Here is a 13617-nt window from a genome sequence, read left to right as displayed (position 1 = left end):
ACTGTCCAAGATCTCCGGCTGCGGTCACCCCGACCACAGGCCGTCGGCCACCCGGCGAGCCCGGGTCGCGTTGCTGAGCACATCGACGCTGTGCACGTACTGGTCGATCGCGCCCAGCAGCGGTCGCTCGCGCAGCGTCGGGTCGGTCACCGCGGCGTGTAGGGCGGCGGCGACGCGCTCGGCCCGCAGCACCAGGAACGGCCGGTCGTGAAACGGCCCGGCCCGGGCGCGTACCGGGGCCGCCAGAGCGGTGTCGTCGGTCCACCGGGCCATGGTCTCCAGCGCCTCGACCAGACCGGCCTGGCGCCGGGTCCAGTCGCCCGGGCCGGTCGCCTCGGCCAGCGCCGCGACCGCCGGGGCCGCGCCCGGCAGCCGGCCGAAGGCCGTGCCGAGCCATTTGTCGTACGGCGGCCAGCGTCGGCGCAGCAGCAGACCGAGCCGGAGCACGTCACGGGCGATGCCTCCGGCGACGACCCGGCTGCCCAACTCGTCGCCGACCTCGGCGCACCGGCCGGGCAGGTGCTCAGCCTGCGCGATCCGCGTCCACACGGCGGCCAGGACGTACCGCCACACGTCCGGCGGATACCACCGCAGCACCGACCGTCGAGCGGTCAGCGCCCCGTCGAGGCCGTCATGGAACACCTCGCCACCTGTCACCTCCGCCAAGCGCTGGGTCGGGCTCGCCAGCCAGTCCGCCGTGCCGACCCCGGCGATCGGGTCGAAGCCGAGCCGTCGGCGCCACCAGCCGGCCACCTCGTCGAGCGTGACCCCGTGCCGCGTTCCGGCCGCGTCGACGACGCCCAGTCGGCCGTCGCCGGCGAAACGGGTGGGCCAGCCGAGGAACTCGGTCGGCAGGTCGGCGTCCAGCACGGCGCGGATCCGCGGGATCGCGGCGACGTCGGCCGGCCCGACGAACACCTGCACACGCGGGCCCCAGTCGTGGTCGGTGGACCGGGCCGTGTCCAGGCCGAGCACCTCCGAACCACCGTCGAGCAGCCCCGCCGCGTACCGCAGGGCGGGGAGACGACCGCGCAGGATCGGCGCGACCACCTCGTCGTGGTACCGGCGGGCCAGCACCAGGCCGGGAAGAAACGCCACACCGGCAGTCTGCGCCGGTGCACGGCCCGCCCGCACCGTGGTTTTCCGGGTAGGACGGGGGCGGGGGCCATAGCCTGGGTTCGGGACGTCCGCATGGGGCCGCGACCGAAAGGGCCGACGTGACAGCGAACGACGCGAACCGGGCGGCGACCCGCCGTCGCCGGCAACTGTGGGCCGGGGTTCTCGCGCTCGTCGGCCTGGTCCTGCTGGTCATCGGGCTCACCGTGGCCGACGGCGTCGCCGCCTGGGTCGAGGTGCTGGTCGCGATCCTGCTGCTGGTGACCAGCTACGTCGTGCAGCACCTCGCCCGACGCGACACCGTCTACCGGCACGACGAGCGGCGCTGACCCCGCCGGGCGGCCGGGCGTACCGCTGATCGTCGCAGGGCTGTGCCAGGCTGTCGGGCGTGGCACACCGATCCCCGATCCTGCTGATCGACGCACCCAGCCTCTACTTCCGGGCCTACTTCGGCATCCCGGAGTCCGCCGCGCGCGCCGAGGACGGCACGCCCGTCAACGCGGTGCGCGGCTTCCTCGACATGCTCGCCACGCTCATCCGCGGCCGGGGCGCCGACCGGATGGTGTGCGCTCTGGACTACGACTGGCGGCCGGCGTGGCGGGTCGAGCTGCTGCCGTCGTACAAGGCGCACCGGGTGGCCCCGCAGGGCGGCGAGGTCGTCCCCGACACGCTCTCCCCGCAGGTGCCGATGATCCTGGAGGTCCTCGACGCGGTAGGCATCACCGCCGTCGGAGCGACCGGTTACGAGGCCGACGACGTGCTCGGCACGCTGTCGGTGACCCAACCGGGCCCGGTCGAGGTGGTCTCCGGCGACCGGGACCTGTTCCAGCTCATCGACGACTCCCGGGCCGTGCGGCTGCTCTACGTCGGGCGCGGCGTGGCCAAGCTCGACGACTGCGACGACGCGGCGGTCCGCGCCCGCTACGGGGTGCCCGCCGACCGGTACGCCGACTTCGCCGCCCTGCGCGGCGATCCCAGCGACGGACTGCCCGGGGTGCCGGGCGTCGGTGAGAAGACCGCCGCGCGGCTCATCGAGCGGTACGGCAGCATCGACGGCATCCTGGCCGCGCTGGACGACTCCGACTCGTCGTTCGCGCCGGGCCTGCGCACCAAGCTGGCCGCCGCCCGCGACTACCTGGCCGTCGCGCCGACGGTGGTCCGGGTCGCCCTGGACGTGGCTCTGCCGGAGCTGCCCACCGCGCTGCCGACCGCTCCCGCCGACCCGGAGCGGCTGCTCGAGCTGGCCGGCCGGTGGAACCTGGCCGGCTCCGCCCGCCGCCTCGTGGACGCCCTGGCGGCCCGCGCCGACGCCTGACCCCCGGGCGGAGCCGCCCACCTCGGAGGACGTGCCGGCCGGCCGGTGCCTCAGGCGCGCAGGTTGGCCGCCAGGTCACCGATCGCGGCCATCGCGTAGCGCTGCATACCCGGGCCGAACGTGATGCGGGTGGCGCCGTGTCGGGCCAGCTCGGTCACGGACTCCCGGTTCGGCGCGGCGGCCATGTTGATGGGGCCGGTGATGCCCTCGCGCAGCACCGGAAGGACCTCGGTCGGGGCCCGCAGCGGGTACACGCAGTCGGCGCCCGCCGCCACGTACAGCTTCGCGCGGGCGACGGCGTCGGCCGGGTCACCCGAGCCGAACAGGAACGTGTCGACGCGCGCGTTGATGACGAGTGCGTCGCCCGCCGCCGCCCGCACCTCGGCCAGCCAGTCCGCGTGCCGCTGCGGATCCTTGAGCGTGGCGTGCCCCTCGGAGTCCTCCAGGTTGCAGCCGACGACGCCCGCCTCCAGCAGCCGCTCGACCAGCTCGGCGGGAGCGAGCCCGTAGCCGTCCTCGACGTCCGCGGACACCGGAACGGAGACGGCCCGCACGACCCTCGCCACCGCGGCGAACATCTCGGCGGGCGGGGTGGAGCCGTCCTCGTAGCCGAGGGAGGCGGCGATCCCGGCGCTCGGCGTGGCGAGCGCTTCGAAGCCGGCGTCGGCGAAGACCCGGGCGCTGCCCGCGTCCCAGGCGTTCGGCAGCACGAGCGGGTCGCCGGCGGGACGGTCGTGGTGCAGGGCACGGAAGGTGGCGGCTGTCATCGTTGAGGTCTCCCGACGGGGATGTGGAGGGACGATGGCGAAGGCGGGGCGGTTGCCCACCAAGGACCGTACCGTCACCGCCATGTCGGCACGTCGTGCCCCGTACCCCGGACCGAATGCGCAACCATCGGTTGCGCGAGGCGGCCGGGGCGTTGTAACCTGACGCAACCAAAGGTTGCGAAAGGGTGGTACGCATGGAGTACGGAGTCATCGAACGCGACATCGACATCGACGCCTCGCCCGAGGTGGTCTTCGAGGTGGTCAGCCAACCCGAGCACGTGCGGGAGTGGTGGCCGGACGACGCCCGGTTCGAACCGGTAGCGGGCGCCGCCGGCGAGTTGGTGTGGCGCGACGCGCAGACCGGGGAGACAACGACCGTCGACCTCGCCGTCGTGGACGTCGACCCGCCGAAGCGGTTCTCCTTTCGCTGGTGCTTCGCCGAGCCCGACCGGGTGGGGCGGTCGTTGCTGGTCACCTTCGACCTCGTCCCGATCGCGACCGGGACCCGCCTCCGCATGACGGAGACTGGTTTTCGCGAGATGGGCTGGGAGGTCGCGCTGCTGGAGAAGCAGTACCAGGATCACGTCAGCGGGTGGAACCACTACGTCCCCGCGCTCGGCACGTACGTCGCCCGGCTGGTCGCCACGTCATGACCACCGCCGTCGACGACGCCCTGTGGTCGGCGATCGGCGACCCGATCCGGCGCAGCATGATCGACCTGCTGCTCGCCGGCGGGCCCGGCACCGCCACGTCGCTGAGCGAGCGACTGCCCGTCACCCGCCAGGCCGTCTCGAAACACCTGGCCGTCCTGGACCGGGTCGGCCTGATCCACTCCGCGCCGGCCGGCCGTGAGCGTCACTACCAGGTCGATGAGGCGCAGCTCGCGCGTGCGGTCGCCCAACTGACGACAGTCGGCGCCACCTGGGATGCCCGACTCCGCCGGATCAAGCGGATCGCCGAGACGATCGACCGTCACCGCACCGACAACCAGGGAGAATGAGATGGTCCGGATCAGCGACTGGCACTGAGCCCCGGCCGCTACTTCACCTTCCGGGTGGACCGCACCACGATGTCCTCGTACTCCGGGTGCTTGACCAGCCACTCGGCGAGAAACGGGCAGATCGGCACCACTGTGCGTCCCCTGGCCCGTGCGTCGTCCATGACCGCGCGGGCCAGGGTCGACCCGACGCCCCGGCCCTCGTACGCCGGATCGACCTCGGTGTGGGTGTAGGCGATGATGGCGCCGGTCAGCTGGTAGGTGACGACCCCGGCGACCGCGCCCGTCTCGTCGCGCGCCTCGAACCGCTCCCGCGTGGGCGCGTCTGTCACGGTGAACTGCACCGGACCATCCAAGCACAGCGCCCGTGACCGGCCCACCCGGTCACGGTCCCGACGCGCGCGGGCCCGCCCCCGATCGGGAGCGGGCCCGTCCGGGGACGTCAGACGCGCCGACGGCCGTACGCGGCGGCGGTGACGGCCACGCCGATCGCGGCGAACACCACCTGCAGGAGCAGTTCGATCCAGTCGATGCCGGCGGTCTCGTCCACGCCGAGCCCGCCGGCAACGAGGGTGCCGAGGATCGCGGCGAGCACGCCGATCGCCAGGGTGAGCACGATCGAGATGTTCTGCTTGCCGGGCACCACGAGTCGACCGAGGGCGCCGATGACCAGGCCGATGATGATCGCGGTGAAGAAGCCCTGGATTTCCACGGGGGCGGTCCCTTCGAAGATGTTGTCGTCAGCGACTCTCTTCTGCCCCGTAGCGGGCACCGCCGAAACCACCGCGGCGCGGTGCCCGGTCCGGGTGGGGACGTGCGCTGGTCCCGGTCGCAGGCGACCGGGACCAGCGGTGTGCGGCCGTCAGGAGGCGGCGATGCCCTCCATGCCGATGCCGTCGGTGAACTTCGGCAGGCCCTCGACCGTGGTGACGAGGCGCAGCGAGCCGTCGTCCTTGACCTCGTAGCCCTGCACGTTGCCGGCGGCGGCGTTCTGGACGTACAGGAAGCCGTCGCTGGTGGTCATGTCGATCGACCCACCGCCGGTGTCGGCGGCGACGGCGTGGACGAGTTGGAGCTTGCCGTCGTCGTCGACCCGGTAGGCGCTGATGGTGGAGCTGCCGGCGTTGGCGACGTAGAAGTAGTCGCCGACACGTTGGATCCAGCAGGGCGCCTGCTGGCCGTTCGGCACCGACGGCCCGACCTGGTCGAGGGCGCCGTCCTCGTCGAGGTCGAACCGGCCGACCTCGTTGCTGCCGGATTCGGTGACCAGCACCGAGTCCTCCGTGTCGAAGGTGAAGCCGAACGGCACGGATCCGGCGTCGCTGATGACCGGGCGGCGGGACAGTTCACCGTCGCGACCGATCTCGAAGCTGAACATGACGTTGGCGGCCTTGGTCGACACCAGCACGAACTCACCCTCCGGGTCGATCTTGACCTGGGCGGGGGCGGTCATGAACGCGGGCGGGTTGCCGTTGTGCAGGCCGAGCGACCGGTTGGAGTCGTGGATCGGCGACAGGCGGCCCTTGTGCAGCTGGAAACCCTGCACCGAGCCCTCGCCACCGGCGTTGAGCACGTAGACGAGGCCACCGCGGACCGTGACGCTGACCGGGAGCAGCCCCCCGGACCAGATCACCTGCTCCTTGTGCAGCCGGGTGCCGTCGACGCGGAAGACGGTCAGGGCGTTGCTGCCGGCGTTCACGGCGAACAGCAGCCCCCGGTGGTACGTCAACGACCCCTGTGACGCCAGCGCGTCGACCGGAGCGCCGATCGTGAAGCCGCCCAGCCCGCCGGTCTCGTACTCACCCGCCTTGCTGAGGCGGCCGTCCTCCTCGCGGTCGTACACCTTGATGGTGTTGCCCTCGGCCTTGTTGGTCTGGACGAAGACCGCGCCCTCGCTGTCGTGGTGGTAGTCACCTCCCCCGCGGTCGTCGTGGTTGCCGGTCGGGCCGCCGCCGTCGGCCCAGGCAGCTCCGGGAAGCGTTCCGACGCTGGTCAGACCCACCAGGAGGGCCGCCGCTAGCGCTACGCTGCGCTTCATTACTGACTCCTTAGCCGCATCTTGTGACGAATGAGAGTTTTCCTCTCATTGGCACGCTATCGGAGGAGAACATCACTCAGGCGGGCTTTACCCGTAAGTGGCATCGCCGGGCGCAACGGTCGATTCGTGGTAGGGAGGCACGTGTGGCCCCTGGACGCACCCGTCCGCCCTCGCGGCCCCGCTGACCAGGCGTTGTCGATCCGGGAACGGGAAATCGCCCAGGCGCCGGCAGCTCTGGGAGGAGACGCGCCATGACGAACCCATCGCCGCACGGGTCGGACCCCGCCCGTCAGCCGGATCGGCAGTCCTCGGAGGCGGGCGGCGGCGTCGCCGTCGTGGAGCTGTTCAGCTCCCAGGGCTGCAACAGCTGCCCTCCCGCCGAGGAGCTGCTGACCGAGATCGACCACGACTCCCGGACGCGGGGAGAGCCCGTCTTCGCCCTCGGCTTCCACGTCGACTACTGGGACGATCTGGGCTGGCCCGACCAGTTCGCGGACGCGGCCTACACGGCGCGGCAGGAGGCGTACGCCCGCGGCTTCGGCTCCGGGCGTCTCTACACCCCACAGATGATCGTCAACGGCACCGTGGAGTTTGTCGGCTCCGACCGTGCCCAGGCGGCGAGGGCCGTCGCGTCCGCCCTGATGTCGCCGGCCGCCGCGCCCCTCACGTTGTCCGTTGCGGAGGTCGCTGACGGCGGGCGGCGGATGGTGGTGGGCTACCGGATCCAGCGGCTGTCGCAGCGCGCGGTGGTGAACGTGGCGCTCGTGCAACGCGGCCTGCACAGCGCGATCGCCCGCGGCGAGAACGCCGGCCGGACGCTGCGGCAGGACAATGTGGTGCGCGCCTTCACCTCGGTGCCCCTGGACGCCGAGCAGGGGCAGGTGGAGCTGACCACGCCGCCGGATCTGGACCCCGGCCAGTCCACGGTGATCGGCTACGTCCAGCGCGAGGGCGACCGGGCGGTCGTCGGCGCCGCCGCCGTCGACCTGTCCGCCGGCTGACGCCGCCGGTGGGCGGCCCGCCCGCCACCTGTCGGTCCCGGTGCGTAATCTCGGCGCATGCGGATGGCACGCGCGGTGCGGGGTCTCGGTGGCTGACGCCGACGACGTACGCCGTCTGGCCCTGGCCCTGCCCCACACGGTCGAGATCGAGAGCGAGGGCTTCGACTTCCGGGTGGCCGGCAAGGGTTTCGTCTGGTCCTATCCCGAGCGCAGCCCGGGCAGGCCCCGGGTGATCCGGCGCGACATCGCGGTGCTGTTCGTCGGGGACGAGGCCGAGAAGCAGGCTCTCCTGCTCGGCGAACCGGAGGTCTTCTTCACCACGTCCGGTTACGACGGCCTGCCGCTGGTGATGCTGCGCCTGGCGGCGGTCACCGTCGAGCGTCTGAGTGAACTCGTGACCGACGCGTGGCGCATGCGCGCGCCGGACGCGCTGCACGCCGACCTGGACGGGATCGGCGTGGCGGAGAGCTGACGGCCGGGCCGGCGCGGCGGGCGATCAGTTTGCGACATCAGCACGCAACCGGACCGACACATTGACGGGGATCTCGGGGGTCGATTACCGTGCCGCCTGAGAGAGCGCTCTCTCGATCGACGTTTTCCACAATTCAGACGCTACGCGCCCGGGCCGGCACGGTCCGTACCGGGACGCGCGATGGAGGCACCATGAAACCTCCCGTCCCCCACCGCCGCTGGGCACTGGCAGCCGCCACCGCCCTGGCCCTGGTCGTCGGTGGCCTCACGATCCCCGTCACCCGCGCCGCCGAGGCCGCACCCGTGGGCGCCGGCAGCTACACCACCACCCCGGTCGGCGCGCTCCCCACCGGCTGCGGCGCGATGTCCAGCAACCCCCGCCAGTTCGCCACCGCCAACGCGCCCGCCGGTGCCGTACCCACCAACGACTGGTGGTCCTCGCTGCTGTGGAAGCGCACCGACTGCGCCTTCAGCGAGCCCCTGCACGCCCACCCGACGTCCTACGACACGTTCACCGACGGCCTCGGCTTCTCCGCCAACTCCACACCCGCCATCAGCGGCACGGCGACCGGCGTCGGCGAGTACCACTACCCGTACGTGCAGGACATCCGCGTCGGCGTCGCCGGGCTCGCCGCGCCCCAGGTCAAGGTGGACGGCTGGACCGACTGGACGGTCAGCCCGTACTGGAGCGACGGAAGCCGCACCCTGCGCGCCACCATCGGCCACGGCCTGCCGTTCGCGTACTTCCAGGCCAGCGGCGGCGACGCGGTGATCGGCACGTCCGGCGCCGAGGTGTGGTCCAACAGCGGCGCCACCATCGGCTTCCGGGTCAACGGCCACGACTACGTGGCGTACGCCCCCAGCGGCGCGACCTGGACCGTCAGCGGCGGCCGCATCTCCTCCACCCTCGCGGGTCGCGGCTACTTCTCCGTGGCCCTGCTGCCTCCCACGGCCAACGCCACCGAACGCGCCGACCTGGCCAGCACCTACGGCCGGTACGCGCACGCCCACGTCACCGGCACCCGGGTCTCCTACGCCTACGACCCGGCGACCAACGGCCTGAGCACGACGTACGCGTTCACCACCAACGCCCGGGAGGGGACCGCCACGCAGACAGTGGTCAGCCTCTACCCGCACCAGTGGAAGTCGCTGGCCGGCTCGACGCCGATCACGCCGACGTACCCGTCGGCGCGCGGTCGGATGAAGGTCCTCACCGGGGTCAACCAGTTCCGGACCGCCATGGCGTTCCAGGGTGTCCTTCCCGAACTGCCGGCCGTCGGCGACGGCAGCGGCACGGACCTGGCCACGCTCACCAGCCAACTGGCCGCCGCCCGGAGCAACCCGATGGACCAGCGGGGCAACGACACGTACTGGACCGGCAAGGGCCTCGGCCGCGCCGCCCGGCTCGCCGAGGTCGCCGACCTGGTCAACGACACGGCCACCCGCGACAGCGCGCTGAACGCCATCCGCAGCACCCTCACCGACTGGTTCACCGCGTCCAGCGGCAAGACCCAGAGGCTCTTCTACTACGACGCCAACTGGGGCACCCTGATCGGCTACCCGGCGTCGTACGGCTCCGACCAGGAACTCAACGACCACCACTTCCACTACGGCTACTTCATCGCCGCCGCCGCGACCCTGGCCAAGTTCGACCCCTCCTGGGCCGCGACCAGCCGCTACGGCGGCATGGTGGACCTGCTGATCCGCGACGCCAACAACTACCGCCGCGACGACACCCGCTTCCCGTACCTGCGCGACTTCGACATCTACGCCGGCCACGACTGGGCGTCCGGGCACGGCTCGTTCGGCTCGGGCAACAACCAGGAGTCGTCCTCGGAGGGGATGAACTTCGCCAACGCCCTCATCCAGTGGGGTCAGGTCACCGGCGACACCGCCGTACGCGACGCCGGCGTCTTCCTCTACACGACGCAGGCCGCCGCCATCCAGGAGTACTGGTTCGACGCCAGCGACCAGAACTTCCCCGCCGCCTTCGGGCACTCGACGGTCGGCATGGTCTGGGGCGACGGCGGCGCGTACGCCACCTGGTTCAGCGCCGACCCGGAGATGATCCAGGGCATCAACCTGCTGCCGGTCACCGGCGGGCACCTCTACCTCGGCAACAACCCGGCGTACGTGCGCACCAACTACGCCGAACTGGTCCGCAACAACGGCGGGCCGCCGACGGTGTGGCAGGACATCCTCTGGCAGTTCCAGGCCCTCGGCGACCCCGACGCGGCCCTGGCGAACCTGCGCGCCAACCCGGGCTACACCCCCGAGGAGGGCGAGAGCCGGGCGCACACCTTCCACTGGATCCGCAACCTCGCGGCACTGGGCACCGTCGACACGTCGGTCACCGCCAACCATCCGCTGAGCGCGGTGTTCTCCCGCAACGGCACGCGCACCTACGTGGCGTCGAACCCGACGGCGAACCCGATCACCGTCACGTTCTCCACCGGCACCCGGCTCACCGTCGCGGCCGGAAAGACGGCCACCACCGGGGCGTACACGTGGAGTGGCGGCAACGCCTCCGGTGGCGTGCCGCCGAGCACGAACCCGCCGACCACCGCACCGCCCACCACGGCGCCGCCGACGACCGCGCCGCCGACCACCGCCCCGCCGACCACGCCGCCGCCGAGCTCGGGCTCGCCCACGCGCTACCTGCTCGCCGGTGGCGGGCTGGGCGCCGCCGCCAGCGCGGGCACGACCACTGTCGCGGCCGCCAACGGAAACCACGACGGTACGCCGACCAACCCGCAGGTCTTCACGGCGACCGGCCTCAACCTCGCCTACTCCGGGGCGCAGACCGCGTTCGACCTGTTCCTGGACGCCGGCACGGCCGTCGGCAACGGGGTGCAGGTGCGCGTCTCCTACGACCTGACCGGAAACGGCAGCTGGGACCGGACGGAGACCTGGCGCTACTTCGCCACCGACCCGGTCCCCGGCTACGAGCACTACACCCAGAACGCCGGCCTGGCCTCGGCCACCGGCACGTTGGGCACGTTGAGCAACGGCACCGTGCGGGTGGAGGTCTGGTCCGCCATCGGCAACAACCCCACCACGGTGGGCATCGGCAACCAGTCGGTGCTGCGCCTGCCGTACTCCTGATCCGTACCCCCGCGCTCGCCGCCGGCCGCACCTCGGCCGGCGGCGAGCTCTCGCCGCGACTGGCGACCGGGTGCGAGGCTGGCGGCATGTCGTCCGTACGCGAACCGCAGCCCTTGCCGCCGCGGGCCGGGACCGCGCGGTGGCGGCTGCGGTTGGTCGGGTGGCTCGGCCCGGCGGGCTCGGCAGTGGCCCTGAACCAGCTGGCCACCGTGCTCCCGCCGGTCGCCGTCGGCGCCGTGATCCTGGTGGTGGCCGTGGTGTACGGCCACAATCGACTCGACGAGCGGGCCCCGCTGGCCGCGGCGCTGCCCCGGATCCTGCTCTACGTCGCGGTCGTGGGTGTCGCGCTGGCCGTGACGACGCCGTCGTCGTGGGCCGGGCCGCTCACCCTGGTGGCGGTCGTGGCGATCGCCTGCGCCGCGCTGGTCGCCCAGGACCGGGCGACCGCCCTGACCTCGCTGGCGGGGATCAGCATCTGCACCGCGGGTCTGTTCGTGGTCGCCGACGCCTTCGGCGTCGAACGGGCCGGCGCCCGGTTCGTCGGGGTGATCCTGGGGAGCTTCGCCGTGGCGTTGGGCCTGCTCGTCCTGTACGACCGCCGGCACCTCTTCGGCACGGGCAGCCCCGGCCTCGCGCTGCTGCGGGAGGCCCGTGTGACGTGGTCCCGGGCCGGCGCGCTGGGCGTGCTGAGCGTTCCCGCCAGCGTGCGTCTGGCTCGTGACGGATCCCTGGCGACCGCCGCCCTGGTCGCGGTGGCCGGCCTGTGCTGGCTGGGCGTGACGCTCGTCTTCGTGTTCGCCGAGCGGCGCGACGCCCTCGCCGGCGCGTTGCTGGCGCTCAGCGGGACGGCGGTCACCGTGCTGGGCCTGCTGGCGTTCCACGCCCGGGAGTATCCGGTCGGGATGATCGCCGCCACGGCGGGGGTGGCAATGGTGGGTGGTGGAATCTCCCTGCTCGAATCGACCGGCGCGCTGGGGCGCCTGGGCGGTTGGCTGGCACACCTGACCAAGCCGGCGGCGCAGCGCGCCGACGGCTGAACGCCCCGCGGGTTCGCCTTTCGCCGCGACGTCACCTTCGTCCGTGCGGAATCGTTGCCGGAAATGAGGATTTGCACATTCCGGCAATCCCATCGACCAGTGTGGACGGCTGAGTCACGATCGGGCCCGCGCCCGAGGATGGAGCGGGCAAGCACCGGGGTGCAAGGTGCATCCGGCCAGCTCCGGAACGGTTCTGCGAGGAACAGTTAGCACTCCATCAAATAGATAGCTGCCAATCTTGACTTGTGCATCGAGCCGGCGCACCGTGAAGGACGCGCGGCAGATGCGCACCATTGTCGGCCCGCCATCGGCGATGTGCGGAATGCGAGCGTCGTTGGTTTTAGTGCGGCGCGTCAGGAGGCGTTCGATGCAGTTGAATCCGTTTTCCGGGGTCTATCTCACCGATCCCGCAAGCGCCTGGCGACGCATTCTCGACGACCCCGACCGGGTGCCCTACGCCGAGGATCTGGGCCTGTGGCTGATCAGCCGGCACGCGGACGTCCGACAAGCCCTCGCCGACGCCGCGACGTTCGGCAACGCCCTCACCCTCGCCCCGATCTACGAGGTCTGCCCGGAGGCGATGAGCGTCATCATGCGGATCGACGCGCCACCCACGACGGCCGCCGCCGACCCGCCGACGCACCCCCGCACCCGCCGCGCCCTGCGGGCCACCTTCGCCAACACCGCGGACCGGGCCGAGGCCGAGTACGGCGCGATCGTCCGTCGCCGCGTCGACGACCTGGTGGCCCGACTCGTGGCCCGGGCCGGCCGGCGGGCGGATCTCGTCGGTGAGTTCACCACAGAGCTTCCGCTGCTGGTCATCCTGGACATCCTCGGGGTGCCCGACGCCGACGTCGACCAGATCCGGCGGTGGGCGGACGGTCAGGTCGCCCTGATCTGGGGGCAGCCGGACCCGGACGAGCAGGTACGTCTGGCCCGGGGGCTGCTGGAGTTCTGGCACTACTGCCAGGATCTGGTGCGACGGCGACTCGACAGTGGATCCGAGGGCGCCGACTTCATCAGCCGGGCGCTGGCCTACCGCGACGACGACGACACGGTGCTGACGGTGACCGAGGTGGCGAGCCTCGCCTTCAACCTTCTGGTCGCCGGGCACGAGACGACCGCCGGTCTGCTCGCCCACGCACTCGACGAGGCCCTGTCCGACCGGCAGCGATGGCAGGCGCTCGTCGCCGAGCCGCGATCCGTGCCCGACTTCGTGACCGAGACCCTCCGGTTCGCACCCGCCATCGACGGTTGGTTGCGGGTGACGTGCCGGGACGTCACTCTGGGTGGGGTCACGATTCCGGCGGGAGCGCGTTGTCTGCTGATGATCGGAGCGGCGAACCGGGACCCCGCGGTCTTCGCCCACCCGGACCGGTTCGCCCCACGCCGCCTCGACGCCGCCGACCACCTGTCGTTCGGCCACGGCCCGCATTTCTGCATCGGCGCCGCATTGGCGCGACTGGAGGCCGGTGTGGCTCTCACCCGACTCGCCGCCGCCATTCCCGGCCTCCGACTGGCACCCGAACACCGCCGCTCATTCAAGCCCAATGTGTCATTTCGCGCGCACCACGCACTCGTCGCGACAATCGATATTCTCGCGCCTACCGACGGCCCGACGGCAGCTCCGGCCGCCGCCACCGGGGCACCCGCCGCCTGACGACGAGGAGGCCGGCGGCGCTGACCTGCGGGCCCGACCGACGCGGCCGGGTCCGACCGGCGGGACACGTCTCGGCGGGTCGGGCGTGTGGGCTCGCGCGCTTTGCGCGG

The 13617-nt window shown here is 72.1% G+C and carries 14 protein-coding genes; 9 read left to right on the top strand and 5 right to left on the bottom strand.

The window, feature by feature from the left end; translation table 11 throughout:
- Positions 1-24: 24 nt before the first annotated feature.
- The gene (locus AB0B97_RS03725) at positions 25-1098 is read right to left on the bottom strand and encodes a DUF4037 domain-containing protein (RefSeq protein ID WP_357490334.1); all 1074 of its coding nucleotides are present in this window, start codon (positions 1096-1098) and stop codon (positions 25-27) included.
- Positions 1099-1217: 119 nt separating this feature from the next.
- On the opposite strand from AB0B97_RS03725, the gene AB0B97_RS03720 reads away from it, so the two are divergent.
- Together AB0B97_RS03720 and AB0B97_RS03715 are read left to right on the top strand one after the other, a co-directional pair.
- A complete protein-coding gene (locus AB0B97_RS03720) occupies positions 1218-1445 on the top strand; it encodes a hypothetical protein (RefSeq protein WP_355051137.1) in 228 nt (75 codons plus the stop codon).
- Between the two features lie 59 nt (positions 1446-1504).
- A complete protein-coding gene (locus AB0B97_RS03715; RefSeq protein ID WP_357490332.1) occupies positions 1505-2431 on the top strand; it encodes a 5'-3' exonuclease in 927 nt (308 codons plus the stop codon).
- A gap of 50 nt (positions 2432-2481) precedes the next feature.
- On the opposite strand, the gene AB0B97_RS03710 is transcribed toward AB0B97_RS03715, so the two are convergent.
- Positions 2482-3198: an isocitrate lyase/phosphoenolpyruvate mutase family protein gene (locus AB0B97_RS03710; protein ID WP_357490330.1), complete on the bottom strand. Its 717-nt coding sequence runs from the start codon at positions 3196-3198 to the stop codon at positions 2482-2484.
- 194 nt (positions 3199-3392) lie between these two features.
- On the opposite strand from AB0B97_RS03710, the gene AB0B97_RS03705 reads away from it, so the two are divergent.
- Together AB0B97_RS03705 and AB0B97_RS03700 are read left to right on the top strand one after the other, a co-directional pair.
- On the top strand, positions 3393-3851 hold the full coding sequence (locus AB0B97_RS03705; RefSeq protein ID WP_357490329.1) for an SRPBCC domain-containing protein: 459 nt from the start codon (positions 3393-3395) through the stop codon (positions 3849-3851).
- Entirely contained in the window at positions 3848-4198 is a 351-nt protein-coding gene (locus tag AB0B97_RS03700; protein WP_357490327.1) for a metalloregulator ArsR/SmtB family transcription factor, read from the top strand. The genes AB0B97_RS03705 and AB0B97_RS03700 overlap by 4 nt, the downstream gene beginning before the upstream one ends.
- A gap of 38 nt (positions 4199-4236) precedes the next feature.
- Here the strand turns inward: AB0B97_RS03700 and AB0B97_RS03695 are convergent, their stop codons facing one another.
- From AB0B97_RS03695 to AB0B97_RS03685, 3 genes are all read right to left on the bottom strand, one after another.
- Complete coding sequence (locus AB0B97_RS03695; protein ID WP_234581891.1) at positions 4237-4539, bottom strand: GNAT family N-acetyltransferase; 303 nt, start codon at positions 4537-4539, stop codon at positions 4237-4239.
- A 98-nt stretch (positions 4540-4637) separates the two neighbouring features.
- A complete protein-coding gene (locus AB0B97_RS03690; protein ID WP_357490326.1) occupies positions 4638-4907 on the bottom strand; it encodes a GlsB/YeaQ/YmgE family stress response membrane protein in 270 nt (89 codons plus the stop codon).
- A gap of 150 nt (positions 4908-5057) precedes the next feature.
- Entirely contained in the window at positions 5058-6233 is a 1176-nt protein-coding gene (locus AB0B97_RS03685) for a beta-propeller fold lactonase family protein (RefSeq protein ID WP_357490324.1), read from the bottom strand.
- Positions 6234-6484: 251 nt separating this feature from the next.
- On the opposite strand from AB0B97_RS03685, the gene AB0B97_RS03680 reads away from it, so the two are divergent.
- From AB0B97_RS03680 to AB0B97_RS03660, 5 genes are all read left to right on the top strand, one after another.
- Positions 6485-7234 carry a DUF1223 domain-containing protein gene (locus AB0B97_RS03680; protein ID WP_357490323.1) on the top strand — a complete coding sequence of 250 codons (750 nt, stop codon included), beginning with the start codon at positions 6485-6487 and terminating at the stop codon, positions 7232-7234.
- An 88-nt stretch (positions 7235-7322) separates the two neighbouring features.
- Positions 7323-7706, top strand: a complete 384-nt coding sequence (locus tag AB0B97_RS03675) for a hypothetical protein (protein WP_357490321.1) — start codon at positions 7323-7325, stop codon at positions 7704-7706.
- 191 nt (positions 7707-7897) lie between these two features.
- On the top strand, positions 7898-10810 hold the full coding sequence (locus AB0B97_RS03670; RefSeq protein ID WP_357490319.1) for a glycosyl hydrolase: 2913 nt from the start codon (positions 7898-7900) through the stop codon (positions 10808-10810).
- Between the two features lie 86 nt (positions 10811-10896).
- Positions 10897-11847 (top strand): hypothetical protein, encoded by a 951-nt coding sequence (locus AB0B97_RS03665; protein WP_357490317.1) that lies wholly within the window; start codon positions 10897-10899, stop codon positions 11845-11847.
- 367 nt (positions 11848-12214) lie between these two features.
- Complete coding sequence (locus AB0B97_RS03660) at positions 12215-13507, top strand: cytochrome P450 (RefSeq protein ID WP_357490315.1); 1293 nt, start codon at positions 12215-12217, stop codon at positions 13505-13507.
- Positions 13508-13617: the final 110 nt, after the last annotated feature.

Source organism: Micromonospora sp. NPDC049004 (assembly GCF_040649315.1).
In the GTDB taxonomy this organism is placed as follows: Bacteria; Actinomycetota; Actinomycetes; order Mycobacteriales; family Micromonosporaceae; genus Micromonospora.
The sequence above is the reverse complement of the archived record's forward strand: the minus strand, read 5'-3'. Positions and strand labels throughout refer to the sequence as shown.